Raw genomic sequence first — 25,748 nt, 5'->3', positions numbered from 1 at the left:
AATCCGATCTTTATTTAATTACTCATCTCTTAAAGCCTTTGGCTCCTCTGGTTGATACATAGCCCAGAAACATGCTGATGTAGATACTACAGATGCAATTACTGTAGCAAAAGCGGCAACTGCCATTAATACTTTGTTATTTAATCTTTTCATTTTTTTCCCCCCTTAATATCTTAAAAATTTTTATAAATAAAGAATCTACTATATTAACTAAAATATGACCATATTTAGTTAAAGTAAATACTTGCCATAACATTCCTATATATATACAAGCTGAATATACTAAAAATATATGATTCTTGCTTATATAATATATAATCACATTAAAAGCTACAATAATCATATAAATAGATAATAATATAATAGAGCCTTTTTTTAACTTTTTTATTTTTTTTTGCTTTTTTATCGGTTTATTAGGGCTATCTACTGGTGCTAATTTATAAACAATGATAAGTGAAATTATATACAAAGGAATTCCTGTAAAAATTATATAATTAATATTAAAATTTAGATTTTTAGTTATATAAGCTGGTATTATAGATATTAATACTCCAACTATTGCACAGTTAAGTGCTGTACTTGCATGTGCCCCACCTGAAAATTTTCTTAAAATAGCTACAACAAAAGAAATTATTAAAGCTTCAATCATTACATTAAATATTAATCCTATTACTGCTACTAATAATATTGATATACTCATATGAAAAAATGCAAATAGCCCATATTCAATAATACTAGCTTTATCCTCATCTAAATTTAATTGATTTTTTAAATTAATTGATATATTTTTACATATTAATTCTAAATTCATATTTTTTTAAGCTTCCTTCTTTTTTTATTTATAATATAAAAAATTGATATCATAATTGCTGTAATTGCTAATGACGGTATTCCTAATATAGTTTTACTAATCGGATCTTTAAGTAAAGTTTCCAAATCAAACTTCATAAAATTAAGCATTAAGACATTTATTGCTTCAGATATTAGCTGAATTAAATATACAAGTATAATACTTTTTATTGCATTGATAACATCTAATTTATTGTAATAAGCCATTATAAATAATAAAAATAAAACAGATAAAATCATATGTACTCCATAGCTTATTGGTAACATTCTAACGATATAAATAATTAAAGAAAATGTTATACTCGTTATTAAATATCTTTTTTTATTTATTTCTGTTTTTGAGAAGATATAGATTGCAAATATAACTATAAAACTTTCTGGTATTGCCCTTAAAAAGAATTCTATTGGATACAGTCTTAACATATTTTTTCTCCCTCTTAATTGTTTATTTTAATTTTTCTCTTTTGTTGTATTTAGTAGTTTTACTACATTATAAATTATTATGAATACATACACTCTTATAAATACATCTCCTATACTAAGAACACTATATCCAACATCAATTATATCTGTTAGTATCTTTAACTTAGTTGTTGAATCTCCTAATATATGTATATCATTTACTCTACTAAATGAATCTGCTTTTGCATATCCTGTTAGATATGACACCGTAGGGAATACTGGCATATATCCATTATTTACCGATATTGCTATATCATTCAATATACCTCCAATTATAACAAATCCAGCTCCAATTATAGCTGATATATATTGGTTATACTTAAATATCAATGGTAAATATGAACATAAATACATGGTTTTTAGTACACCTACATAATTTATTACTGAATAATTTTCAAGATAAATATTCACTTGCATTATTATGTAAATCAGCTCCATAAACATAACCGGGTATATTGTCCAATTTTTAAATAAAGGCTTTATTTTTAAACCTTTTACCTTACAAAATATAAGTGAAATCATTATAGTTTCTAGCATATATTACCTCTCCTACTATAAAATGACTTATATATAATTAAATTTTAAGCCTATATATTTATCATACTAATTATACTATTTATTGTTATTCTTTTCCATAGTTTTTTTGATTAAAAGAGGGCTTTTTGATATTTTTGCCAATATTTTGTCTATTCTAATTAATTATATTAGAATAGGGGATAAATTTCTTCTTTATCCCCTATCTTAAGCTATATTATTTTATAAAACTTTAATTATATGGATTTGAGCTAGCTATAGATTTAAATCTATATAGTTAAGCCTATTATTTACTATTTTTTGTGGCTGATGTGTAATATTTGATGCGCTATATAACTATTGGGCTTTTGTAAAAAGTCTTCATATAACTTTTGTATCATGGGATTCTCATGAGCTTTTCTAATATTTTTATTTTTATCTTCATTGTATATTGCTTCCATTCTCCTTTTTAGAATTTCTCTATTAGATTTTATAAACGGTTGTCCTCCTCCGTCAATACATCCCCCAGGACATGCCATAACCTCTATAAAATGATACTTAGATTTTCCTGACTTTATATCATCCATAACCTTTTTAGCATTTCCTAATGAACTAACAACTGCTATATTAACTTCTCTTCCATTTATATCTATTTTAGCCTCCTTAATTCCTTCTAAACCTCTTACATTTTCAAAATCTATTTTTTCTAGTGTCATTCCAGTCATCCATTCATAGGAAGTTCTAAGAGCAGCCTCCATGACCCCTCCACTAGTTCCAAATATAGTACCTGCTCCACTTGATACCCCTAACGGATTATCAAATTCTGAGTCCTTTAAATTAATTATATCTATTCCTGCCTCTTTTATAATTTTAGCTAGTTCTCTAGTAGTTATAACTAGATCTACATCCTTTATTCCATCATTACTTATCATTTCTTTTCTATTTGCTTCAAACTTCTTAGCTATGCATGGCATAATTGATACAACTTTCAAATTTTCCCTTTTTACAGATAATTTTTTTGGAAGATAATTTTTAGCTATAGCTCCAAACATTTGTTGAGGGGATTTACAACTTGATACAAGATTGATATTTTCTAGATAATTATTTTCTGCATAATTTATCCAAGCTGGACAACAACTCGTAATAAGAGGTAAATTTTCTCCTACAGTAAATCTTTCTATAAATTCATTAGCCTCTTCCATTATGGTTAAGTCTGCTGCAAAATTTGTATCAAATACAGAATTAAATGATAGCAATTTTAATGCAGTTATGATTTTCCCTGTAGATAATTCTCCTGATTCTAACCCAAATTCTTCAGCAAGAGCAGATCTCACAGCAGGTGCTATTTGCGCTACAACATATTTATTATCGTCATCTAATAATTCCCATACCTTTTTGTAATCACTTTTTTCTCTTAAAGCTCCTGTTGGACAGACTGCTACGCATTGACCGCAATATGTGCAGTTTGTATCTTTTATTGGATCATTAGAAAAAGTTGATACATTAGTTCCAAATCCTCTGTTAGCTGCAGTTATAGCATGTACCTTTTGAACATCATTGCAAGCTGTAATACATCTTCTACATAAAATGCATTTTTCTCTATCTCTAATAAATCCGTCAGAAAAATCTAAATCAAAGTTTACCATTTCTCCTTCATATTTTTTTTCATCTACACCTAAATCTGAAGCTAACTTTTGTAGCTCACAATTTGTATTCTTATCACAATTTAAGCAGTCCTTAGGGTGATTTGATAATAACAACTCTGTTATAATCCTTCTTGCTTTAATTGCTTTTATAGAATTAGTCTTTATTGACATTCCTTCTTTCACTTCTGTTGCACATGATGGTGCTAATCCACTCCACCCCTCTACTTCTACAACACAAACTCTACAAGTCCCCTTACAATTTCTCGTTTCCCCATCTGCCATATACATATGACACAGTGTTGGTAAATTTATATTTATCTTTTTTGCAGCTTCTAAAATACTACTACCTTTTTCAACTTCTAAATTTATTCCATTAATTTTTATATTAACCATTTTAAGCTTCACCTCCTAAGCTAGTTTTTATTATGGCCTTAGTTGGACATGCTTCGTAGCATAAACCACATCTAATACATTTATCTATGTCAATTTTATGCTTTTCTCTAATTTTTCCTTTAATAGCCAGTACAGGACAGGCTCTTAGACACTTGGTACATCCTATACATTCATCAGTAATCTCATATTTAACAAGTCCTTTACAAACTCCTGCAACACATTTTTTATCTATTACATGTTCCTTATATTCATCTTTGAAAAACTTTAATGTACTCAAAACTGGATTTGGTGCAGATTCCCCTAATCCACAAAGAGAAGCATCTTTAACTACCTCACAAAGCTCTTCCATTTTTTCCAAATCTTCTTCTACTGCTGTTCCATTTGTTATCTTCTTCAAAAATTCTAATATTCTTTTATTACCTATTCTACATGGAGTACATTTACCACATGACTCGTCTACACTAAATTCTAAATAAAACTTAGCAATATCAACCATACAATTATCTTCATCCATTACTATCATTCCACCTGATCCCATCATAGAACCTATCTCTGTTAAAGTATCATATTCTATAGGGAGATCTAAATATTCAATTGGAATACACCCACCTGAAGGTCCTCCTGTTTGTATTGCTTTTAATTCTTTATCATCTATAATTCCTCCACCTATTTCATATACAATATCTCTTAATGGAATTCCCATAGGAACCTCCACAAGCCCAACATTATTAATATTTCCTGCTAAAGCAAAAACTTTAGTTCCTGTAGATTTCTCCGCTCCTATTGAGCTATACCATTCAGAACCTTTGTTAATTATTTGACTAACATTTGCGAAAGTTTCCACGTTATTAACACATGTAGGCCTTTGCCATAATCCCTTTTCAGAAGTTCTCGGTGGCTTCATGGTAGGCTCTCCTCTTAATCCTTCTATTGAGTGAATTAATGCTGTTGCTTCTCCACACACAAATGCTCCTGCTCCATATTTTATTTCTATATCAAATTTAAATCCTGTATTTAATATATTGTCTCCTAGCACACCTATTTCTCTTGCTTGTTTTAAAGCTATTTTCAACCTTTGAACAGCTAGAGGATATTCCGCTCTTATATATATATAACCCTTACTTGATCCAATAGCATATCCACAAATAGCCATTGCTTCTAAAACTGAATTAGGGTCACCCTCTAATATTGCTCTATCCATAAATGCTCCTGGATCGCCTTCATCAGCATTACAGATTACATATTTTACATCACCTTTTGCTCTTCTTGCAGCTTCCCACTTTCTACCTGTTGGAAATCCTCCGCCTCCTCGGCCTCTAAGTCCTGATTCACTAATTTCCTTTATAACATCTTCTTGTGTCATAGTTGTTAATACTTTGCCTAACGCTGTATAAGCTCCTATCCCTAAAGCTTCTTCCATATTTTCTGGATCTATAACTCCACAGTTTTTTAGTGCTATTTTTACTTGCTTTTTATAAAAAGGAATATCTTCTTTTACTTTTATTCTTTCTTTTGTTTCTTTATCTTCATAAAGTAATCTCTCAACTACTCTTCCCTCTAAAATATGACTTTCTATTATTTCTTTAACGTCCTCTTCTGTTACCTTTATATAAAATACCTTATCTGGCATAATTTCTATTACTGGGCCTTTTGCACAAAATCCAAAGCATCCCGTCATTATTACTTTAATTTCATCTTTTAAATTTAGCCTATCTATTTCTTCATTGAAAGCTCTGCTAATATTATCAGCATTTGAAGCTTTACATCCTGGTCCTCCACAAATTAATATATGTCTTTCTTTTATTTCACCATTATTATATTTTTCAGGATTCTCTCTAACCTCTATATTCTTTTTAAATTCTTGAACTCTTTCTAATAAATCATTGTAATTATTTATTCTCTCCATATTAACCTTGCTCCCTTAGATTATTTATTAATTCATTTACTTGAGGTTTAGTAAAATATCCATAAACTTTATCATTTACAAGCACTACTGGTGCAATAGCACATGATCCGACACATCTTAAAGTATCTAAAGTAAATAATCCATCTTTGGTAGTTTCGCCTTCTTTTATGCCTAATATTTTTTTAAAATCCTCTAATATATCACAAGCTCCTCTTACAAAACAAGCAGTTCCTGTACATATACTTATTACATATTTGCCTTTTGGTTCGGTTGAAAAATAGGAATAAAATGTTACTACACCATATACTTTAGATGCTGGTATATTTAGCATAGAAGCAATATACTCCTGAACCTCTCTTCCTAAATATCCATATAAGCCTTGTGCATGATGAAGTACCGCAATCAAAGAACTTTCATCATCATTCCCATTCTGGATAAATAATTCTAACTCCTTAAATTTACCACATGTATTTCTCAAACTATCTCCCCCGTATCTTTTTCTTAATATTATAAATTTTCAAAATATTTTAATAATTAAATGGTATCATATTTCTATTTATTTTGAAATATGTAAAAATTTATATATTCACTTTATTTATTTAATATTATGTTCTATTATAATTTATACATAAAAATAAAAGAGTTATATTCTATATAATATTTATTAGAATATGACTCTTTTATGTATAATTTTTATTTTTGTTATTAAAATTTAATTATTAATTTATTCTTCTCCATAGATATTTAGTGAAAAACCAGATTTCAATGCTTCTTTAGCATATTCCTTTGCTCCAAATAATGATAAATCCTTATAGTTTCCACATTGAATTTCATTAGCTGCAGGTATTTCTGTTGCATTCAAAATTTCTTTTAATGAAAATTCCAATTCACTCTTTATTTCATAAGGTTCTATATCTCCCCAAATAGTCAAATAAAATCCTGTTCTACATCCCATTGGTGATAAATCTATTATTCCTTCTAATCTTCCTCTTAATTCATGAGCTAGAAGATGTTCTAATCCATGCATTGCTGCTGTACCAAAAGCTTCTTTGTTAGGTTGTAAAAATCTAATATCAAATTTAGTTACCTTATCTCCTTTTTCCCCTGTTAATAAACAACACTTTCTAATATAAGGAGCTTTAACTATTCTATGATCTAATTCAAAACTTTCTACCTTTTCCATATTTCATCCTCCATATAGATATTTAACTTTTTTATTTAGTATCATATATATATTAACTAATTTATTACTTTTTCACAATTATTAATAGTATCCAATATAGAAAATATATTTGTACTTATTCTCTTAGCAACATATGCATTATTCATTGTATATAAATGGACTCCATCAACACCACTTGATATTAAATCTATTATTTGCTCAATAGCATATGCGATTCCTGCATCTCTTAAGGCTTCTGGATTATATTCGTATTTATTCATTATTTTAATGAACTTTTTAGGTAGTTTAGCTCCACATAACGATACAATCCTTTTTATTTGTTTAGTATTAATAACAGGCATTATTCCTGCTTGTATTGGAATATCTATATTGTACTCATTAGTTTTATCTAAGAAATTATAAAAATACTCGTTATCAAAAAACAGTTGAGATATTAAATGCGTTGCTCCTGAATCTTGCTTTTTCTTCAAAATTTTAAATTCTGTATCTAAATCTACAGTATTTAAATGCCCTTCTGGATAACAAGCTCCCACTATATTAAAATCATTTCTTTTCTTAATGTGACTTATAAGATCACTTGCATAATTAAATTCACTAATTCCATCATAATTACTTGGAATATCTCCCCTTAATGCCAATATATTTTCTATTCCTGATTCCTTTAAATTATTTAGTATATAATCAACTTGAGTTTTAGTTGAATTTATACAAGTTAAATGCGCTAAAGCCTCTATACCATATTTCTTTTTTACTACTGAAGAAATTTCACATGTCATATTCTTTGATAAACTCCCACCTGCCCCATAAGTTACACTAATAAAATCTGGCTTTAAATCTTTTAATTCCTCTAAGGTATTGTAAATTATATCGATTTTTGATTCTTGCTTTGGTGGAAATATCTCAAAAGAAAAAACCACCTCTTTTTCATTAAATAAATTCTTAATATTCATATTTTCCCCCCATTTTATTGCTTAAATATTTTAACAAAAGCGCAAAACACTTTTTAAGTTCACAGTTTACAAGGCATAATTCACAGTTGTTTATTTAGTGAATACTTGATAAGAAGTAGTGAAAATTATAGGAATAATTCACCAAAATTAAGTTTTAAAAACTATTATAATTTTTTAGGCAATAAAAAATACCCAAAGATAACACTTGGGTATTAATATATTGCCTATAAATTACCCTTATCTAACAGGAATTAGCACCACACAATAGAAATATATAAATTAAAATCACTTATTACATTTCACCTTTGTAGGTTGCCGGGTTTCTCAGGGCCAGTCCCTCCACCACTCTTGATAAAGTCTTAGTATATTCTTTTTTATAATTATAAAGTATTTTATATCTTGTGTAAATAATACTATTAATTAAATATGGCTAATCTTTAGTTATCATCTTTAAACATAGCCATAATTATTTCATCATAATATCTTCCATTTCTATATATCTCTTTTTTTAATATTCCTTCTTCTTTAAATCCAACCTTCTTATAACATGCTATTGCTCTATTATTAAATGAAAATACATTAAGTTTTATTTTATTCATGTTAACTTCTTCAAAAATAAACTTGATTAGTACTTTTAGTGCATCACTTCCATATCCCTTGCCCCAATATTCTTTATCTCCAATCATTATACCCACTACACAAGTTCTATTTTTTACATCACATTCATTAATACTGCATCCGCCTATATATTTTCCAGTTTTTAAATCCTCAATTGCAAAATCATAAGTAAAATCCGTATTTGCTTTTCTACTTCTTACCCACTCTTCTTCTTGCCATTTAGTCATAGGAAATGGGATTGTAGAGTCCATAAGTTTTTTTACTTCTTCATCATTTATATATACTGTTGCCTTTTCTATATCTTCTTCCTTATATGCCCTTAGTTTTACTAACTGACCACTGTACATAATAACCCCCCTTTATATTAATTAGTTCAGAATGCACAATTCGCGGTTCACAGTTTTTTGGTAAAGTACACAGGTATCAAGAAACAAGTTGTGATGTAAATTGAGAAGCAATCTATATAACAACTTGTATCCGTTAACTGTTACCTGTCCTATTACTGTTACCTATAACATAGAAACATCCGTGCACTGAAATAAATATTAATTCTTAATTAAAAGTAATACTATTGAAATTATGCTAAATGCTAAGCTAACCATATTTATATATGTTACAACTTGCTTTGGAGTAAATCCCTTTGCTTCTAATCTATAATGTATTTGACTTCTATCTGCTTGATACACAGGTTTTCCATCTAAAAACCTTTTTATTATAACAAATATATTATCAAAAATAGGTATTGCAAGAGCTAAAATAGGTATAAATAAACTCATTAGAGTAGCTTGTTTAAAAGCTCCATCTAAAGCTATTATACTTAAGATAAACCCTAAAAAATTAGCTCCTGAATCTCCCATAAAAACCTTTGCTGGATATTTATTGTACATTAAAAAGCCCAGTGTTACTCCTGATACTATTAATGACATACTAATTGATTCACTTTGCTTTAATATTATGGCTGCTCCTGCAAAAGTTATAGATGATATCAAAGACAATCCCCCTGCTAAGCCATCCATACCATCAGACCAATTTATAACCGTTGTTACGCCAAAGATCCATGTCATAGTTAGTATAAATTGTAGTACTCCTGATAATTGTATGTAAATTCCTGTAAATGGATTTGTAAATCCTCTAAACACTATTCCAGATTTAAAAACTATAAATGCCGCTAATAATTGAATTATTAACCTTGGGTATATAGGGAACTCTTTTCCTCTAGTCTTAAAAGTATCATCTATTAAACCTATTGCTAATATTAATAAAGCACCTGCAAATATCCATAACTTTTCATCTATTGCTGTATATCTATTAATAAAAAAATATACTATAAAGAAGCTTATAAACATAGATAAGCCACCACAAAGTGGAATTTCTCTTCCATGCTTTTTTCTTTTAGTTGGTTTATCTGTAAAACTATATTTAAAAGATACTTTAATTAAAATTGGTGTTATTAAATATACTATCAAAAAAGATAATATAAAGGATATTGCATATATCATAATTTTCTCCTTGATTTCTCACGTCTATCATTCATTAAGTTACTAAAATTCATTACTTTATTATACTATTAATAGGCATATTTATCAATTACAAAACTGTTACGTTTATTATGTAATTAAACAACATATAATGTAGCTTATATATGTAAACAAAATTAAGGAGATGTTTTCACATCTCCTTAATTTCTTGCTTCTATCATATCTTTAACTTTCATAAGTCTAGTTAAAGCTCCTCTTTCATTTTCATCCAGCTTCATTCTTATATATTTTATAGTTTCTTGTAATGAAGGAATGGTCATATATTCAAGAGCATTAACCCTTCTTCTTGTCTTTTCTATTTCATCTGCCATAAGCTGAGTTGATTTTTCTACTTCTGCAAGTTCTAATAACTTTGGTAATATTTTATATAGCTTAGCTATTGAATCATCTAATTCAGATGATGTACTTGCAAAACCGTATGGAAATATACTTCCTTCATCTCCCTCAAGCTGTCTATGGAATTTCATCTCTGGAACATTAACACTCATTATATTTTTAGTTCCTACTTCAACAGATATACTCTCTTTTGGATAAGCTACTGCTTCTTCTAAAAATTCTGAGCTCATAACAGCTCTAGCCATAACAAAATCTTTAAGAGAACCTTGTAATTCTTCTTCTACAGATTTTCTTAATTCATTATTGTATTTGACAAGATTAACGAATTGCCTCATAAGCTCATCTTGTTTATCCTTTAAAAGTTTATGTCCTCTTGTAGCTGTAGCTAATCTTTTTTTCAGCTTAGACATCTCCATTCTAGTAGGATTTACATTTAATCTTGCCATGGCTATTCTTCATCTCCCTTTGGCATATACTTTTCTAAGTATTCATCTCTTATTCTCTTAAGTTCTGTTCTTGGAAGTATTTTTAGAAGCTTCCATCCTAATTGTAAAGTTTCTTCTATACTTCTATTCGTTGTAAAGCCTTGAGATACATATTGCTCCTCAAATGCTTCTGCAAACTTAGCATATTGCTTATCTACATCTGATAAAGCTGATTCACCTAAAATTGCTGATAACTCTTTTGCCTGCTTACCTTGTGCATAAGCTGAGAATAATTGGTTCATTGTATCAGCATGATCTTCTCTCGTTTTGTTCTTACCAATACCTTTATCTTTAAGTCTTGAAAGTGATGGTAATACATCTATAGGAGGCATAATTCCTTTCTTGTATAACTCTCTTGAAAGAATTATTTGTCCTTCTGTAATATATCCAGTTAAGTCTGGAATTGGATGAGTTTTATCTTCTTCCGGCATTGTTAAAATAGGAATTTGAGTTATGGAACCCTCTTTTCCTCTAAGTCTACCTGCTCTTTCATATAAAGTTGAAAGGTCAGTATATAAATATCCTGGATATCCTCTTCTACCTGGAACTTCTTTTCTAGCAGCTGAAACTTCTCTTAATGCTTCTGCGTAATTTGTTATATCAGTCATAATAACTAATACGTGCATTCCTTTTTCATAAGCTAAGAATTCAGCTGTAGTAAGTGCCATTCTTGGAGTTGCTATTCTTTCTATAGCTGGATCTGATGCAAGATTCATAAATAATACAGAATTATCTATAGCGCCTGTTTTATTAAATTCATCTACGAAGAACTGAGATTCTTCAAAAGTAATACCAATAGCAGCAAATACAACTGCAAAGTTAGAATCTGAATTTAAAACTTTCGCTTGTCTTGCTATTTGTGCAGCCAATTGTGCATGAGGAAGTCCTGAAGCTGAGAACACAGGTAACTTTTGTCCTCTAACTAAAGTATTAAGTCCATCAATAGCTGAAATCCCAGTTTGAATAAATTCTGATGGATAATCTCTTGATACTGGATTTATAGCTTCACCATTAATATCAACTCTTTTTTCAGCTATTATTCTTGGCCCATTGTCAATTGGATTTCCCATTCCATCAAATATTCTTCCAAGCATATCTTTAGAAACTCCTAATTCTAGAGGTTTACCTAAAAATCGTGCCTTTGTTTCCTTTAAATTAATCCCTGTAGATCCTTCAAATAATTGAACCATAGCCTTGGTTCCATTTATTTCAAGAACTTTTCCTCTTCTCTTTTCTCCTGTTTGAAGTTCTACTTCAACTAATTCATCATATTTAACACCTTCAACACCTTCAACAACCATTAAAGGTCCCACAACTTCTGTAACTGTTTTATATTCCTTAAGCATTTAGAACCCCTCCTTCTTCGTTGATTAAAGTATCTATTGTAGTTTTTAAATCTTCTTCTATTTTATCTATCTTATTTATTTCATTCTCAGATATATACTTACTTCTTGCTATTCTATCTCTAATTTCATCAAGATTTAATATCTTATTTAAATATACTCCAGCTTTTAAAGCTCTTTCAGCTTCTTTTCTAAATAATAAGATTAATTTAAGCATTTTATATTGCTTATCTAATGAAGTATATGTATCTGTCTCATGAAATGCATTTTGTTGTAAATAGTCTTCTCTTATTGATTTTGAAATTTCCAATTTCAATCTATCATTTTCTGACAAGGCATCTATACCAACTAAACTAACTATTTCTTGAAGAGCTGATTCTTCTTGAAGTAAAGTCATAGCTTCTATTCTTAAAGATGACCAATCTTGTGATACTTCATTGTTCATCCATTTATCAACTGAATCTTCATATAATGAATAAGAGTTTAACCAATTTATTGATGGGAAATGTCTCTTATATGCAAGGTTTGCATCTAATCCCCAGAAAACTTTAACTATTCTTAATGTAGCTTGAGAAACCGGTTCTGAAATATCTCCCCCAGGAGGTGATACTGCACCAATTGCTGTAACTGCACCTTCTCTTCCATCACTACCTAAACATACAACTTTACCTGCTCTTTCATAGTAATCAGCAAGTCTTGATCCAAGGTATGCCGGATATCCTTCATCTCCTGGCATTTCTTCTAGTCTTCCAGACATTTCTCTTAAGGCTTCTGCCCATCTTGAGGTTGAATCTGCCATTATTGATACTGAATATCCCATATCTCTAAAGTATTCAGCTATAGTTATTCCTGTATAAATGGAGGCCTCTCTAGCTGCAACTGGCATATTTGAAGTATTCGCTATAAGAACTGTTCTCTTCATTAAGCTTTCACCAGTCTTTGGATCTTTAAGTTCTGGGAATTCATTAAGAACGTCTGTCATTTCATTCCCACGTTCTCCACAACCAACATAAACAACTATTTCAGTATCTCCCCATTTTGCTATTTGGTGTTGTACAACTGTTTTACCTGCTCCAAATGGTCCTGGTACTGAAGCAGCCCCACCTTTTGCTACTGGGAAAAATGTATCTATAACTCTTTGGCCTGTAATCATTGGTGATTCTGGTTTTAACTTTTTGCTATATGGTCTTCCTTTTCTTGAAGGCCATTTTTGCATTAAAGTTAATTCTTTATCTCCATTTTCAGTTTCTACTATAGCTACTGTATCAACTATAGTAAAATCTCCAGCTTTAATTTCTTTAATAGTTCCCTTAATGCCATAAGGTACCATTATCTTATGAAGTATAACTGACGTTTCTTGTACAGTACCTATTATATCTCCAGCTTCTACATGTTCACCATTTTTAATTGTAGGATTAAATGTCCAAACTTTTTCTCTATCTAATGATTTAACTGATACTCCTCTTTTTAAAAATGGTGAGTTTGATGCGCTTTCTAAAGCATTTAAAGGTCTTTGTATTCCATCAAACATAGCTTCTATAAGACCTGGTCCTAATTCTATGCTAAGAGGCTCTCCTGTTGTAATAACTGGGTCGCCAGGGCCTATTCCTGTAGTTTCTTCATAAACTTGGATTGATGCCTTATCATTTCTCATTTCAATGATTTCTCCAATAAGACCCTTTTCTCCAACTTTAACCATATCATAAATGTTTGCTTCTTCCATTCCTTCAGCAACAACCAAAGGACCAGCAACCTTAATAATTCTTCCGGTCTTCAACTTACTAACCTACCTTCCTATAAAATATTAACGCCAACAGCTTTTTCCACACTATTACTAATTCTCTTTAGTCCAATATTTAATGAACCTTGATTACTTGGAATTAATATTACAGCTGGAAGTATTTCTTCATTGTAACGTGCTATAGTTTCTTCAATATGTTGTGCTATCTGCTCAGTTACAAAAATTACTGCATAGTTACTTCTTGCACAGTTATCAACTGCTCTTCTTGCTTCATCAGCTTCAACTACTGGAAATACATCTATTCCTAAAGCTTTGAAAGCTAAAACTGAATCCTTATCGCCAACAACACCTATTTTCTTATTCATATATATCACGCAACCTTTCTCTTATTACTTCCTCAGCAATATTATTAAGCTTGCCAACCATTATAATTCTTATTACTTTTATTTCTGTTTCTTTTGCATAAATATAAGATAATATCTTTTCTGGTCCAAAAGTAACTAACTTAGAATCTTTCATTAATCTCATAATATAATTATCACTCAATTTTTCTAAAAGACTTGCAGATTCTGTAGATATATAGCCCTCAAAACCTTGCTTTATTAAATCTGAATATATAGTGCTTTGTAATTTAGTCATTATATTTTCTGGTGATTCATTTAATAAAGATATAAGTTTGCTACTATCTATTGCTCCACCATTAACTATAACTTCTCCAGCAAAGTCTCTTCCTTTATTTTGCTTCTTTATTCTAAGTAATGTTCTTATATTAGTAGAATCTATCATAGCTTTAACTAAATTATCTATGAACTTATAATTTAATGAATTTTTTATATCTACTAATTCTTTATACATATATTTATCTATTATTATATCTATCTTTTGAGGATCCTTAGTTTCTTCAAAAGATTTCATTGCTTCTTGAACTCCTTTTCCAAGGTTTCCATTTAAACTCTTGAAATTTTCTCCATCTATTTTACGTTTAACTTCTTGTAAATCTAGATTTCCTAATTGTATAAGCATTGAAGATAAATCTTTACTTAATACTTTTCCTTTTAGAAGCACCTTTATATTATGATAGTCATATTTTAAACTCATTAACTTTACAACATCTTTTATAGGGCTTATTTCATAAACTAAATTATATATTCTTTTAAGTTCTGCACTTAATATTTCTTCATAATCTTCTGCTCTTTTTATATTAGTTGAAACATTTGAATACTCTGTTTCATTTAATATTCTTAGTACTTCATTTGCTGATGGAGCTTCTATCATTCTTTCAATTTTAGGCTTATCAAGAAGTTTAGTTTCTAAAACCCATATTCTTGATACAGCTTGGGTAAATTTCATTACATCCATATCTTACCCTCCTTAATTAAACAACACTCTTGCTACTTCAAACTCCAATTCATCTTTTAATGAACTTACTAAAGCTTCATATGTGTTATTGATTTCTATACCATTACTTTCAAGAATAAATCCACCCTTAAAGTTCCCAGTATTAGGACTTAGTTTAATATTTCCTTTATCTCCTAATGATTGATTTAAATCATAGATAAAAGTAAGATCTACTAATTCCATTCCTTCTTTATTTAAAATTAATGTCTGTTCTCCTATTTCACCTAGAGAAAGTATTGAGTTTTTTATAAATCTTAAAAAATCATCTCCAGATATAGTTGCTAACATATCTATACTATTTTCAAATACTTCTTTTATAACTTCCTGCTTTGCAGATAATTTATTATTTCTAACCTTAAGAGAAGCAGAAGATAAAATTCTTTCTTTTTTAGTTTTAGCTTCAAGCTCAGCCTTTTGTATAATCTCTTTTTCAAGTTCTTTGGCTTTAGCTATTTTCTTAGAAAGAATCTTATTTTTATCTTCTTCTGCAGAAGCTAAAATACTTTCCTTTCTCTCTTCAGCATCCCTAAGGATTTTAGAAGTTAGATTATTTACGTTTGCCATAGCCTATTCTCTCCAATCTTAGAATCCCTTATTTACTAGCATGAATGAAATAACGAATCCTAATAATGCGTATGTTTCAACCATTGCTGCTAATATTATACCTTTTGTATTATGTTCTGGGTTTTTAGCTAATATTTGAATACCAGATGCTGCAACTTTACCTTGAGCTATTCCTGACCAAAGACCTGCAAATGCTATTGGTAAACAAGCTCCTAATAAATATAAACCTTGATCTAATGGCATTCCTGAAGCCATTTTTGTAAATACTAAGAATCCTATAACAAATCCATATAATCCTTGTGTACCTGGTAATAATTGAAGAACTAACGCCTTACCAAATTTTTCTGGTTCTTCTGTAACTAATCCACTTGCTGCTTCACCAACTATACCAACTCCTTTAGCTGAACCTATACCTGATAAACCAACTGCTAAGGCTACTCCCATAGCTGCAAATATTAATCCACCGTTATTTTCCATAAAAAATTGAATCCATGACATTTCCATTTTATAATTCCTCCTAATTTCTTTTGATCTTTATATACTTTTCTGAAACTTTAAATGCTCTAAAAGGTCTTCCTCCACCTTCGTAGAATTTACCAAAATACTCAACGTATTGAAGTCTTGCTGTATGAACATAAGCTCCAAGTAATGATAAACCTAAATTAAATATATGAAATAAAACAAATAAAATAGGACCTACTACTATTGCTGCTACACCTGGTAAAGTGTTAATTAATAGATTTAAAGCTCCTGCGATTGAACCGCCAGCTAATCCTAAAGCCATAAGCCTTGTGTAAGAAACTAAGTCTCCTACATAACCAGTAATACCATATAATGAATATAACCCTTGACCTGCTTTAGCTCCAAAGGATTTTTCTTCTCTTCCTCCACCAATAACTACTAGTATCATACCAATAACCATTGTAATTATAAAAATATTTCCAACTATACTTGGGAATTTTAATGCCTTAGCAGCTACTAATCCACCTATAGATAATAATGTTATTATCCATGAGCCAGCATCTAATAATGCATCTTTTGCTTTACCAATCCTAACCAGACTATAAACCTTTATGAATAATCCAAAGAATATTTGAATAACTCCTAATCCCAAAGATAGAACCACTATAGTCATAACATCTTTATTTGTATCAATTATTTGGGTTGGTAATTTTATAGCATCTCCAAAGAAAGATCCATAAATTGCTCCAAAGAATATTGTTGGTATACTTAAATATAAAAAGAATTTTGCAAAATCCTTTTTACCTTCATCTAGCTTTAAAAGCTTAAGTGCTAATGCTGCTCCTATTAAAACTAACAATCCATATCCTACGTCTGCTACCATCATTCCAAAAAATATTAAATAAAATGGTGCAAGTAGGGGTGTTGGATCTATTTGATTATATTTAGGATAACTATACATTCCAGTTACACTTTCAAATGCTGAAACAAGTTCACCATTTTTAAGCTTAATTGGAACTTCATCTATTTCATCTTCTTTAACATCTTCAAATTCTATATAATAGTCATCTTTAAGAATATTATTGCATATAGACTTTAATGTCTCACTATCTTCTTGTGCTACCCATCCCTGAATTGCACATATATTTTTTGTCTTTAAAAAATTGGTTGAAACTTTAACACGTTCAACTTTACTTACAAAATAATCATAAGCTAATTCTAAGTTTTTTAGATCTTCTTCAAAGTTTGCAATTTCCTCTTGAATGAAAAATTTCTTTGATTGAAGTTCTTCTATTTGATGCTTAAATTCTAAAATAAGCTTCATTGGGACATCTTTGTGCTCAGTTTTAAATGCACTAAATCCAACACCCCTTAAAACCTCTGATACATTTTCGCTTTCCTCTTTATTAGATAAAATTAGAAGGTTTATATCATTATTACTTCTTGATATTATTTCAACATATGTATTTGATAATTCTCCTAATAAATCATCTTCATAAGATTTTGCTATAGTTCCTAAGAAATATGATGTCTTTTTCAAATTTTTTATTTTATCAAAAGCTACATCCAAATCCTGCCAAGGAATTAAAGTATCTATCTCAGCTTGTAACTTTGTTATCTTTGAATCTAAATTAGACAGTTCAGCCTCTTTTTCTTTTGCTTTATTATAGCTTGCTTCCCAATTATAGGCTTTAACTTTCTCTTCTAATTCATCTAAAGTTAATATTAGCTTTTCTTCTTTTAATGCCTTTAATGCTGACTTTTTAGGAACATATTTTTTTAGAAATTCTAAAGCAAATTTAGCTTTTGATAAATTTTCTTCATACTTTGAATACTCTAAATCTATATCATCTTTAGCTAAGCTTTTTAATTCTTCATATTTTTCAAGGAAATCATCATCTTGTAAATTAATAAACTCTACATTAGATAATCCTTGTATTTCCCTTAAAAGCTTTTGCTTTTTAGATTCAAAGGTAAGCAAAGTGAACTTGTTCATCTTAACTATTGCCATGAATCTTCACTATCCTCTCAACGATTAAATTAATAGCATTATTCTTTTTTTCGTCAGAAATATTTTTTATATTTTCTATTTCTTTTGCGCCTTTTTCTAATATAGGCGTTGCTTCTGAATTTCCTTCTTCTTCTGCCTTGGTAATAATCTGTGCTTTCTTAAAATTTGCTTCATTTAGAATTTTATTGTACTCTTCTTCAGCTTGAATGCTAGCATTCTTTACTATTTCCTTAGAAGTTATCGTAGCTTCTTGAATTAGCTCTTCAGCTTTTTCTTCAGCTTTCTTAATTTCATTTATTGCTTCTAATGCCAAAATCTCACCACCTTATCATTCTGATAATATAGTAATTAATACTTAATATAGTATTAATTACTCTTTTTACTTTCTATTATACATGTTTTTAGGTTTTTTTCAACACTTTATTTTTATTTAACTAACCATTAATATTTTGTTAATAATTTAACCGTTAATTTTAACTTTATATAATATGTTGAGTTATACGTATTATATCACCTTCATGCCCAAATAAATAATAATCTTTTTCTTTAACTATAATTGAATTTTCTATAAACTTATAAATATTTATATTAAATACTTCTATATAGTAATTTTTAAAAGAATATACTCCTTTGAATGTTTCCTTAATTTTTGTCTCTTCTTCTTTATCTAAATTAGATTTTATAAATTCTGGCATTCCTCTTCTTTTATTGAAAGTTAAATAATCAAATTTCAAAAGATTTTTTAATATAAAATCTTCTTCTTTTAATATATCTTTATTGAAATCTAAAAACAATTTATAGTATTCACTATTGCCTATATTCTTATTAAAATAGCCCCTAGAATCAAAGTAATTTCCCAAGGTATAATAAAAATCAAAAGGAGTATCAAACTTGTTTACTAAATATTTTATTATGTTATTAAATTTTTGTGAGTTATAATATTTATCGACCATTTCCTCTATTTTCTTAAGCTTTATTATTTCATTATAATTAATATCCTTTGTTTTTAGTATTTCATATGGTGGATATGGTGAATATTTCATTCCATATTCTTCTGCTTCTTCTCTCATAGATGATCCTCTTAAGAGTTTTAAAAACCCTAATTGTATTTCCTCTGGTCTTATGCTATAAACATCATTAAAGGATTTTTTGAAAGAATTATAATCTTCGCCTGGTAATCCTGCTATTAAATCTAGATGTTGTTTTATATTTCTGATTTCAAGAAGTTCCTCAACTTTTTCTTTTATATCGCTAAAATTTACAAACCTATTTATTCTACTTAAAACATCATCATTTGTTGTTTGAACTCCAACTTCAAATTGAAATCTGTTCTTTGGAGCATTTTTTAGAAGTTCAAGCTCTGATTTTTTTAAAATATCTGCTGATATTTCAAAGTGGAATTGAGTTTTTGTATTTTGATTAATTAAGAATTCCCAAATTTCCATAGTAAATTTATGATTACAATTGAAGGTTCTATCTACGAATTTTACTAATCTTACTTCTTTATCTATAAAGTATTTTAATTCTTTTTTCACTCTATCTATATCTATAAATCTTACTCCATGAGTTGTTGATGATAAACAATATTTACAATTAAAAGGACATCCTCTTGAAGCTTCATAATATACAATCTTATTATCTAAATTTTCATTTTCTTCATAAGGAAATATTAATTCATTCATATTCATTAATGGTCTCTTTCCATTAAGAACTACTTCATCATTAACTTTGTAATAAAGACCTCTTATTGAGTTTATATCTCTTTCTCCTATTTTATACTCTACAAACTCTCTATATGTTTTTTCTCCTTCTCCTTCAATTATATATTCTCCATTTAATTCTTTTAATATGTTTTGGCTATCATAAGATACTTCTGGTCCACCATATAATATCTCTATATTTTCATCTACAAGTTTTATAAGATTAGAAATTCTCTTTATCATTTCTATATTCCAAATATAAGTTGAGAAGGCAACTACATTAGGTTTTTCTTTTATAATCTCTTCAAGCACCTTCTCATCTCTATCATTAATTGAAAATTCTCTAATCTTACATTCATAGTCCATGTCTTTAGTAAATGCTTTTAAATATCTAACAGCCAAATTACTGTGAACAAATTTAGAGTTTACAGCTGTAAGTAAAATCTTCATAAGTATTTTCTTCCTTTCAATATTTAAAGTTTTATACCTTTTATAAAGTGTATATCTTCCCATAACTTAGTTTCTTCTATTTTATAATATTTTTCAAGTAATTTCTCATTTTCTTCTATATTAGATTTTATTATAGGATTTAAATTTCTGAACTCAAATTCTTTTATTTTCCCTGAAGGTAGTACTGCCATTATTTTATTATTTATAATATCCTTAACTTCTTTATTTATGTCCCATATATATATTTTCCCGCCTACTTTAACATATTTACTTACTTCTTCTATTAACTTTAGTCTTCCATAATTGTTCCATAATTTACTTAGATGAAAAAACATTGTGCATGTATCATATTCTTCTTCCTTAATCTCATTTGAATTTTCTCCTCCTACATAGTCTACTGATATTTCATCCTCAATACCTTTAGATATGTTATATATTACCCCAAAACTTTCTCCAACATCTAATATGTCTCCTTCTAACTTTACGTCTGATAAATTAAGTACTATTGTTTTTCCCATACCACTTTACCTCCTAATTATATAAGTTATATATTCCAATTAACAATTTACAATTAACAATTTAAAATAATATATATAAATTGTTTTAGTAAGTGTAATAATTTAATTAGACCTTCTATGTTATATTTATATTTTCTATTTACATATTTTATTAATAATTTTTCTAAAAAGTTAAAAAGACTATTACACAATTTTTTTCATTGCGTAATAACCTTTTTAGTCTACATTTTTTTATTAAGTTTTGTATCTCTATTTTTTATTAGTATAGATACAATTATTACTAATATGAATACTATTGAAAAAACCCAAAATATTTTTGGCAATTTAAATATTGTATTTGTATCATTCAATTTAAGGTTATATAAGCACCCAGCTTTGCTATCTAAAATAAAAAATCCATCTTTATAAAATATTATTTTTTCCACTTTGCTTCTTTCATCTAAGGATATTAATTCTCTTGCAACTCCTTCTTTACTTAGTGCATATATAAATCCTTTTTTATTATTCCCAAATATAACCGTGTTTTTATCAAAACACTTTCCAACTTTATCTATAGCTAAACCTTGTAACGATGATACATCGCTATCTTGATATATAGGTGCTGCCGGATTTTTATCAACATGATTTTTTATCAAAAATTCTTGTTTTATAGAATCTGTGAATCTTGGGGATGTTATTGGATCTCCTCCACTATAATCAGGCCAACCATACCAATTGTCTTTTTGTAAATTATATATATAATCTTTATCATCTTTTATATTTCTAGGAGGTATGTCTTCCATGCCTCCAATTATAGCTTTAATCTCACCTTCACTATCAATATCCAATCCAGTTATATTTCTGATTCCATGTGCAAATAAGTTTATTTCTTGATTTTTTATATTGTATGAGAGTACAGCTGCATTACCTATTTTCTGTGATTCTACACCTTCCCCAACTTCAGTGCTTACAGAATATTGGGAAAAGGCTCCTGTCTTTCCTTCTCCATAATTGTTTCCAGTTAATATCCATGGACTTGTAGCTATGTCAAAAGCCTCACTTTTGGAGTTTACTACTCCAGCGTTTGTATTGCTTCCTATTGAAAAATAAAGTTTATCTTCATTTAGTAATAAATTTATTTTTTTATTAATTCCATTATTAGGTATGCTTGTTACAATTTCTTTATAAGTTTTTGTATCAATGCTATATTCTAATATTCTGTTATCTGTAGCTATGTATAATAAATTGTTATGATATAGTATATCTAGTATATTAAATTTGCTCTCCTTTATAATTAATTCATCATTTCCTTCTTTATTTACTACCCTAATTGTATCTTCAAAAGCTAAATATAAATTTCCTTCTTCATCAAAGTCAAAACTTCTAGCTCCTTCGCATCCCTTAAGGCTTATTAACCAATCTACATTATTATTTAAAATATCTAAATTATATTTATTTTTAACCTTAAAAATTCCAAAAGCTAAAGTTACTACTATAATAGAAACAAATAAAAATTTAATAAACCTCTTCATGTGCTCCCCCTAATTTTCTATTTATGTTTAATTTATATTTCTAAATAGATAAATTATTACTTATATAATCATTTATTTTCTTTTACTTATTTATTTTCTTCGTATTTAGTTATGGTATATTTTAATTTCTTTAAGAATAGATATAAGTGTATTGAGGCACAATCCAATAAATAATAGATCAGTATGCTAACATATTATTTATTTTCATGTGCTTAATTGGGGGTGATAGAATTTGGAAAAAGATAGCTTTGTAAGAAATTCATTTCTTCTTACAATATCTAATATAACAACTGGAGTTTTAGGTTTTATATTTTCAATTTACTTATCAAAACTTATAGGACCTGTAGGTATAGGATTGTATGGTTTAGTAATGCCTATATATAACCTTTTTATTTGCCTTATGACCGCTGGAATAATAGCTGCTATATCTCAAGTATCCGCTATCTATAAAGCTAAAAATCAATATAACAATATAAATAAAACTATAAAAACGGTTGCAAGTTTTAATGTAATATGGGCAGCTGCCATAGGAGTAATGGTATTTTTCTTAGCTCCTTACATAAGTAAATATGGTATACATGATATGAGAACTGTTAATGCTATTAGAGTAACTTGTCCTGCAATGGTTTTTATAGCTATATCTAATATATTAAAAGGTTATTTTTATGGAGTTTCAAAAATAGTAGTTCCTTCATTCATAGATATTTTAGAGAAAGCAATGCGTATAGTTACTATTGCCTTACTAATTTATATGTTTAAAGCTACTTCTATTACTTCTTTAGTTACATTAGCATATGTATCTTTAGCTATAGGAGAGCTACAAAGTTTGATTCTTTTATTTTGTTATTATAAAAATATATCAAGAAAAGCTCCTTTATCAACTGCAAAGCCAGAAAGAGCATCACAATTATTATTTAATGTATTTATAATTGCTTTTCCTTTATGTATAAATGGCTTTCTTGGAAATTTATTTGGAACAGCATCAACTTTACTAGTTCCTAGACGACTAGTTGCAGCTGGATTTGATTCTATAGCAGCTTTAGGAATGATAGGAAAGTTCACTGGTATGGCTTTAACAATAGTAACTTTTCCTATGATAGTTATTATGTCCATAAATTCTCTTATTGTTCCCGATCTATCAGAAACTTTAAGTAGAGGTGATTATTATAATGCCACTGTTAGAATAAAAAAAATAATAAAAATTGCATTTTTGCTTGGACTTGCTACAACAGTAATTTGTAATATAATTCCAGATTCCCTGGGCCAAATGTTTTATAGTAGAGGTGACTTAGGGGAATATATCAGAATTGCTTCATTAAGTGCTCCTATTTTCTTTACTTCTAGCACCATGTTTGGAATCCTAAATGGACTAAACAAACAAGGAGTAATCCTTAGAAATTCATTAATAGTATCAATTCTAGAGCTTATATGTTTATTTATATTCATTGGTATTCCAGGTGTTAATATAATGGGTTATGGTATAACTTTATTCTTAACATCCAGTGTAAGTTTATTTATAAATCTTAGAGAAGTTCAAAAACATATATACTTAGATTTATCTAAAAGTAATATAAGTATATTTTTACTATTATCAGTATTAATATTTATGATACTTAGATTATTTACAAATAACTTTTTAAGTGATTTATTTATTATTAAAAACTTAGTTATAATTTCATTAACATTCCTTATATTCACCGGACTTAGTTTCTTTGGAATTGATGAAGAGTAGTTTCAAATTGCAAAGCAATTTATATAGGATGGTAATTAATGTTTAACACTTACCATTATTTATGTATAATTAAATAAGAAAATACTTTATAATATTATAGCTATGAACCTAACGTTATTTTCTTATCTATGTAGGAGGTTAAAACATGATTATAGTTCAAAGAATAGGCTTACTCCATACAAAGTCAGTATGTAATTATAGTGGAATTTTGTATGGAGTATTAAACCACTAACAAAAGTTCTATACATACGACTTTGTACCCTATATATTTTAATATTTAGGAGTGAAGTTTGTATGAAATATAAGAATGCTAATAATATATTACCAGAACATTTGATTCTTGAAATACAACAATATATTCAAGGAGAATATCTATATATACCTGCACAACCACTGTATTGTAAGAGGTGGGGGGAGAAATCAGGAATTCGTAAAATTTTAGCTCATAGGAATAAGGAAATTATAGATAAATATAAACAAGGTTATACGATGATAGATTTGGCAGATGAATACTTCCTTTCTATCCATTCAATAAAACAAATAATTTATAAAAAATGATTAAATAGGGTTGCCAATTGGTAACCCTATTTCTATAAAACTATATAGAATTATTTTTTATCTTGAATGAGCTTTATCGCGACAATACAATATAGTAAGAATGGAGGTAATAAAAATGAAACAAAATAAATATGAAGATAAAACCTTTTTTGATAAATACAGTAGTATGAATCGCTCAAAACAAGGGCTTAAAGGTGCTGGAGAATGGCACGAACTAAGAAAAATATTACCAACCTTTGAAGATAAAAGAGTTTTAGATTTAGGCTGTGGTTTTGGATGGCATTGTCAATTTGCTATAGAAAATGGTGCAAGGTCAGTAATTGGAGTTGATATTTCACAAAAGATGTTAAATGAAGCAAGAAACAAAACTGAATCAGCAAATATCCAGTATTTATGTATGCCAATAGAGGAGATTGATTTCCCTGAAAACTCCTTTGATATTATTATCAGTTCATTAGCACTTCATTATATTCAATCATTTGAAGAAGTTTTGAATAGAATAAGTAAGTGTATTTCAAAAGGTGGAAAACTTGTTTTCTCTGTGGAGCATCCAATCTTCACTGCACAAGGGCCACAGGATTGGTATTATGATGCTGAGGGTAAAATATTACATTGGCCAGTTGATCATTATTTTATAGAAGGTGTTCGTAATACAATTTTTTTAGGTGAGGAAGTTATAAAGTATCATAGAACATTAACAACATACTTAAATACTATTTTAAAAGGTGGATTTGAAATAACAGATATTGTTGAACCAAAACCACAAGAAAATTTACTTTCTACTATTCCTGAAATGTTAGATGAATTACGCAGACCAATGATGTTACTTGTAGCAGCAACAAAAAAATAATAATATAATTATAAATAATAAGCGTAATTAA

At 28.5% G+C, this 25,748-nt stretch carries 26 protein-coding genes and 1 riboswitch; of the genes, 3 read left to right on the top strand and 23 right to left on the bottom strand.

Annotated features, from left to right (window positions below; genetic code table 11):
- Positions 1-18: 18 nt before the first annotated feature.
- The 23 genes from AAT22_RS09150 to AAT22_RS09040 form a co-directional block, all read right to left on the bottom strand.
- Complete coding sequence (locus AAT22_RS09150; protein WP_047000973.1) at positions 19-153, bottom strand: cyclic lactone autoinducer peptide; 135 nt, start codon at positions 151-153, stop codon at positions 19-21.
- Positions 137-811 carry an accessory gene regulator B family protein gene (locus AAT22_RS09145; RefSeq protein WP_047000972.1) on the bottom strand — a complete coding sequence of 225 codons (675 nt, stop codon included), beginning with the start codon at positions 809-811 and terminating at the stop codon, positions 137-139. Before AAT22_RS09145 ends, AAT22_RS09150 begins: the two co-directional genes overlap by 17 nt.
- Complete coding sequence (locus AAT22_RS09140; protein WP_047000971.1) at positions 808-1,272, bottom strand: hypothetical protein; 465 nt, start codon at positions 1,270-1,272, stop codon at positions 808-810. Before AAT22_RS09140 ends, AAT22_RS09145 begins: the two co-directional genes overlap by 4 nt.
- Positions 1,273-1,299: 27 nt before the next feature.
- The gene (locus AAT22_RS09135; RefSeq protein WP_047000970.1) at positions 1,300-1,848 is read right to left on the bottom strand and encodes a DUF5317 family protein; all 549 of its coding nucleotides are present in this window, start codon (positions 1,846-1,848) and stop codon (positions 1,300-1,302) included.
- Between the two features lie 290 nt (positions 1,849-2,138).
- Entirely contained in the window at positions 2,139-3,863 is a 1,725-nt protein-coding gene (locus AAT22_RS09130) for an NADH-dependent [FeFe] hydrogenase, group A6 (RefSeq protein ID WP_047000969.1), read from the bottom strand.
- A gap of 1 nt (position 3,864) precedes the next feature.
- Entirely contained in the window at positions 3,865-5,769 is a 1,905-nt protein-coding gene (locus tag AAT22_RS09125; protein ID WP_047000968.1) for an NADH-ubiquinone oxidoreductase-F iron-sulfur binding region domain-containing protein, read from the bottom strand.
- Between the two features lies 1 nt (position 5,770).
- Complete coding sequence (locus tag AAT22_RS09120; protein WP_016206179.1) at positions 5,771-6,247, bottom strand: NAD(P)H-dependent oxidoreductase subunit E; 477 nt, start codon at positions 6,245-6,247, stop codon at positions 5,771-5,773.
- Positions 6,248-6,493: 246 nt separating this feature from the next.
- Positions 6,494-6,952, bottom strand: a complete 459-nt coding sequence (locus AAT22_RS09115; RefSeq protein ID WP_047000967.1) for an S-ribosylhomocysteine lyase — start codon at positions 6,950-6,952, stop codon at positions 6,494-6,496.
- Positions 6,953-7,008: 56 nt separating this feature from the next.
- Positions 7,009-7,902: a methylenetetrahydrofolate reductase [NAD(P)H] gene (gene metF / locus AAT22_RS09110; protein WP_016206181.1), complete on the bottom strand. Its 894-nt coding sequence runs from the start codon at positions 7,900-7,902 to the stop codon at positions 7,009-7,011.
- A gap of 234 nt (positions 7,903-8,136) precedes the next feature.
- Positions 8,137-8,260: riboswitch (SAM riboswitch) on the bottom strand.
- Between the two features lie 79 nt (positions 8,261-8,339).
- On the bottom strand, positions 8,340-8,867 hold the full coding sequence (locus AAT22_RS09105; protein WP_047000966.1) for a GNAT family protein: 528 nt from the start codon (positions 8,865-8,867) through the stop codon (positions 8,340-8,342).
- A 198-nt stretch (positions 8,868-9,065) separates the two neighbouring features.
- Positions 9,066-10,019, bottom strand: coding sequence for an MraY family glycosyltransferase (locus tag AAT22_RS09100; RefSeq protein ID WP_016206183.1), 954 nt, complete (start codon positions 10,017-10,019; stop codon positions 9,066-9,068).
- A gap of 179 nt (positions 10,020-10,198) precedes the next feature.
- Complete coding sequence (locus AAT22_RS09095; RefSeq protein WP_016206184.1) at positions 10,199-10,840, bottom strand: V-type ATP synthase subunit D; 642 nt, start codon at positions 10,838-10,840, stop codon at positions 10,199-10,201.
- A gap of 2 nt (positions 10,841-10,842) precedes the next feature.
- The gene (locus AAT22_RS09090; protein WP_016206185.1) at positions 10,843-12,225 is read right to left on the bottom strand and encodes a V-type ATP synthase subunit B; all 1,383 of its coding nucleotides are present in this window, start codon (positions 12,223-12,225) and stop codon (positions 10,843-10,845) included.
- Positions 12,218-13,999 (bottom strand): V-type ATP synthase subunit A, encoded by a 1,782-nt coding sequence (locus tag AAT22_RS09085; protein WP_016206186.1) that lies wholly within the window; start codon positions 13,997-13,999, stop codon positions 12,218-12,220. Before AAT22_RS09085 ends, AAT22_RS09090 begins: the two co-directional genes overlap by 8 nt.
- Positions 14,000-14,016: 17 nt before the next feature.
- Positions 14,017-14,328: a V-type ATP synthase subunit F gene (locus AAT22_RS09080; protein WP_172655011.1), complete on the bottom strand. Its 312-nt coding sequence runs from the start codon at positions 14,326-14,328 to the stop codon at positions 14,017-14,019.
- Entirely contained in the window at positions 14,321-15,322 is a 1,002-nt protein-coding gene (locus AAT22_RS09075) for a V-type ATP synthase subunit C (protein WP_047000965.1), read from the bottom strand. Before AAT22_RS09075 ends, AAT22_RS09080 begins: the two co-directional genes overlap by 8 nt.
- Positions 15,323-15,334: 12 nt before the next feature.
- Positions 15,335-15,925, bottom strand: coding sequence for a V-type ATP synthase subunit E family protein (locus AAT22_RS09070; protein ID WP_016206189.1), 591 nt, complete (start codon positions 15,923-15,925; stop codon positions 15,335-15,337).
- 18 nt (positions 15,926-15,943) lie between these two features.
- Entirely contained in the window at positions 15,944-16,429 is a 486-nt protein-coding gene (locus AAT22_RS09065) for a V-type ATP synthase subunit K (RefSeq protein WP_016206190.1), read from the bottom strand.
- A gap of 13 nt (positions 16,430-16,442) precedes the next feature.
- Positions 16,443-18,398, bottom strand: coding sequence for a V-type ATP synthase subunit I (locus tag AAT22_RS09060; RefSeq protein ID WP_016206191.1), 1,956 nt, complete (start codon positions 18,396-18,398; stop codon positions 16,443-16,445).
- Positions 18,385-18,711 carry a V-type sodium ATP synthase subunit G gene (locus tag AAT22_RS09055; RefSeq protein ID WP_016206192.1) on the bottom strand — a complete coding sequence of 109 codons (327 nt, stop codon included), beginning with the start codon at positions 18,709-18,711 and terminating at the stop codon, positions 18,385-18,387. Before AAT22_RS09055 ends, AAT22_RS09060 begins: the two co-directional genes overlap by 14 nt.
- Positions 18,712-18,877: 166 nt before the next feature.
- Complete coding sequence (locus tag AAT22_RS09050) at positions 18,878-20,548, bottom strand: B12-binding domain-containing radical SAM protein (protein WP_047000987.1); 1,671 nt, start codon at positions 20,546-20,548, stop codon at positions 18,878-18,880.
- A gap of 23 nt (positions 20,549-20,571) precedes the next feature.
- Entirely contained in the window at positions 20,572-21,066 is a 495-nt protein-coding gene (locus AAT22_RS09045) for a hypothetical protein (RefSeq protein ID WP_016206194.1), read from the bottom strand.
- A gap of 221 nt (positions 21,067-21,287) precedes the next feature.
- Positions 21,288-22,577 carry a hypothetical protein gene (locus AAT22_RS09040; protein ID WP_047000964.1) on the bottom strand — a complete coding sequence of 430 codons (1,290 nt, stop codon included), beginning with the start codon at positions 22,575-22,577 and terminating at the stop codon, positions 21,288-21,290.
- 232 nt (positions 22,578-22,809) lie between these two features.
- On the opposite strand from AAT22_RS09040, the gene spoVB reads away from it, so the two are divergent.
- From spoVB to AAT22_RS09025, 3 genes are all read left to right on the top strand, one after another.
- Positions 22,810-24,309: a stage V sporulation protein B gene (spoVB, locus tag AAT22_RS09035; protein WP_047000963.1), complete on the top strand. Its 1,500-nt coding sequence runs from the start codon at positions 22,810-22,812 to the stop codon at positions 24,307-24,309.
- A 294-nt stretch (positions 24,310-24,603) separates the two neighbouring features.
- Positions 24,604-24,867 (top strand): CD3324 family protein, encoded by a 264-nt coding sequence (locus AAT22_RS09030; RefSeq protein WP_047000962.1) that lies wholly within the window; start codon positions 24,604-24,606, stop codon positions 24,865-24,867.
- A 115-nt stretch (positions 24,868-24,982) separates the two neighbouring features.
- A complete protein-coding gene (locus AAT22_RS09025) occupies positions 24,983-25,717 on the top strand; it encodes a class I SAM-dependent methyltransferase (protein ID WP_047000961.1) in 735 nt (244 codons plus the stop codon).
- Positions 25,718-25,748: the final 31 nt, after the last annotated feature.

Source organism: Clostridium sp. C8 (assembly GCF_001010885.1).
GTDB lineage: Bacteria > Bacillota > Clostridia > Clostridiales > Clostridiaceae > Clostridium > Clostridium sartagoforme.
Note: the sequence above shows the minus strand (reverse complement) of the source record. Positions and strands in the feature narration are given on the sequence as shown.

What these genes read in the sequence shown, in the direction of transcription:
- AAT22_RS09150 (WP_047000973.1), bottom strand. Translation starts at nt 153, where the DNA reads ATGAAAAGATTAAATAACAAAGTATTAATGGCAGTTGCCGCTTTTGCT.
- AAT22_RS09145 (WP_047000972.1), bottom strand. Translation starts at nt 811, where the DNA reads ATGAATTTAGAATTAATATGTAAAAATATATCAATTAATTTAAAAAAT.
- AAT22_RS09140 (WP_047000971.1), bottom strand. Translation starts at nt 1,272, where the DNA reads ATGTTAAGACTGTATCCAATAGAATTCTTTTTAAGGGCAATACCAGAA.
- AAT22_RS09135 (WP_047000970.1), bottom strand. Translation starts at nt 1,848, where the DNA reads ATGCTAGAAACTATAATGATTTCACTTATATTTTGTAAGGTAAAAGGT.
- AAT22_RS09130 (WP_047000969.1), bottom strand. Translation starts at nt 3,863, where the DNA reads ATGGTTAATATAAAAATTAATGGAATAAATTTAGAAGTTGAAAAAGGT.
- AAT22_RS09125 (WP_047000968.1), bottom strand. Translation starts at nt 5,769, where the DNA reads ATGGAGAGAATAAATAATTACAATGATTTATTAGAAAGAGTTCAAGAA.
- AAT22_RS09115 (WP_047000967.1), bottom strand. Translation starts at nt 6,952, where the DNA reads ATGGAAAAGGTAGAAAGTTTTGAATTAGATCATAGAATAGTTAAAGCT.
- metF (WP_016206181.1), bottom strand. Translation starts at nt 7,902, where the DNA reads ATGAATATTAAGAATTTATTTAATGAAAAAGAGGTGGTTTTTTCTTTT.
- AAT22_RS09105 (WP_047000966.1), bottom strand. Translation starts at nt 8,867, where the DNA reads ATGTACAGTGGTCAGTTAGTAAAACTAAGGGCATATAAGGAAGAAGAT.
- AAT22_RS09100 (WP_016206183.1), bottom strand. Translation starts at nt 10,019, where the DNA reads ATGATATATGCAATATCCTTTATATTATCTTTTTTGATAGTATATTTA.
- AAT22_RS09095 (WP_016206184.1), bottom strand. Translation starts at nt 10,840, where the DNA reads ATGGCAAGATTAAATGTAAATCCTACTAGAATGGAGATGTCTAAGCTG.
- AAT22_RS09090 (WP_016206185.1), bottom strand. Translation starts at nt 12,225, where the DNA reads ATGCTTAAGGAATATAAAACAGTTACAGAAGTTGTGGGACCTTTAATG.
- AAT22_RS09080 (WP_172655011.1), bottom strand. Translation starts at nt 14,328, where the DNA reads ATGAATAAGAAAATAGGTGTTGTTGGCGATAAGGATTCAGTTTTAGCT.
- AAT22_RS09075 (WP_047000965.1), bottom strand. Translation starts at nt 15,322, where the DNA reads ATGGATGTAATGAAATTTACCCAAGCTGTATCAAGAATATGGGTTTTA.
- AAT22_RS09070 (WP_016206189.1), bottom strand. Translation starts at nt 15,925, where the DNA reads ATGGCAAACGTAAATAATCTAACTTCTAAAATCCTTAGGGATGCTGAA.
- AAT22_RS09065 (WP_016206190.1), bottom strand. Translation starts at nt 16,429, where the DNA reads ATGGAAATGTCATGGATTCAATTTTTTATGGAAAATAACGGTGGATTA.
- AAT22_RS09060 (WP_016206191.1), bottom strand. Translation starts at nt 18,398, where the DNA reads ATGGCAATAGTTAAGATGAACAAGTTCACTTTGCTTACCTTTGAATCT.
- AAT22_RS09050 (WP_047000987.1), bottom strand. Translation starts at nt 20,548, where the DNA reads ATGAAGATTTTACTTACAGCTGTAAACTCTAAATTTGTTCACAGTAAT.
- AAT22_RS09045 (WP_016206194.1), bottom strand. Translation starts at nt 21,066, where the DNA reads ATGGGAAAAACAATAGTACTTAATTTATCAGACGTAAAGTTAGAAGGA.
- AAT22_RS09040 (WP_047000964.1), bottom strand. Translation starts at nt 22,577, where the DNA reads ATGAAGAGGTTTATTAAATTTTTATTTGTTTCTATTATAGTAGTAACT.
- AAT22_RS09030 (WP_047000962.1), top strand. Translation starts at nt 24,604, where the DNA reads ATGAAATATAAGAATGCTAATAATATATTACCAGAACATTTGATTCTT.
- AAT22_RS09025 (WP_047000961.1), top strand. Translation starts at nt 24,983, where the DNA reads ATGAAACAAAATAAATATGAAGATAAAACCTTTTTTGATAAATACAGT.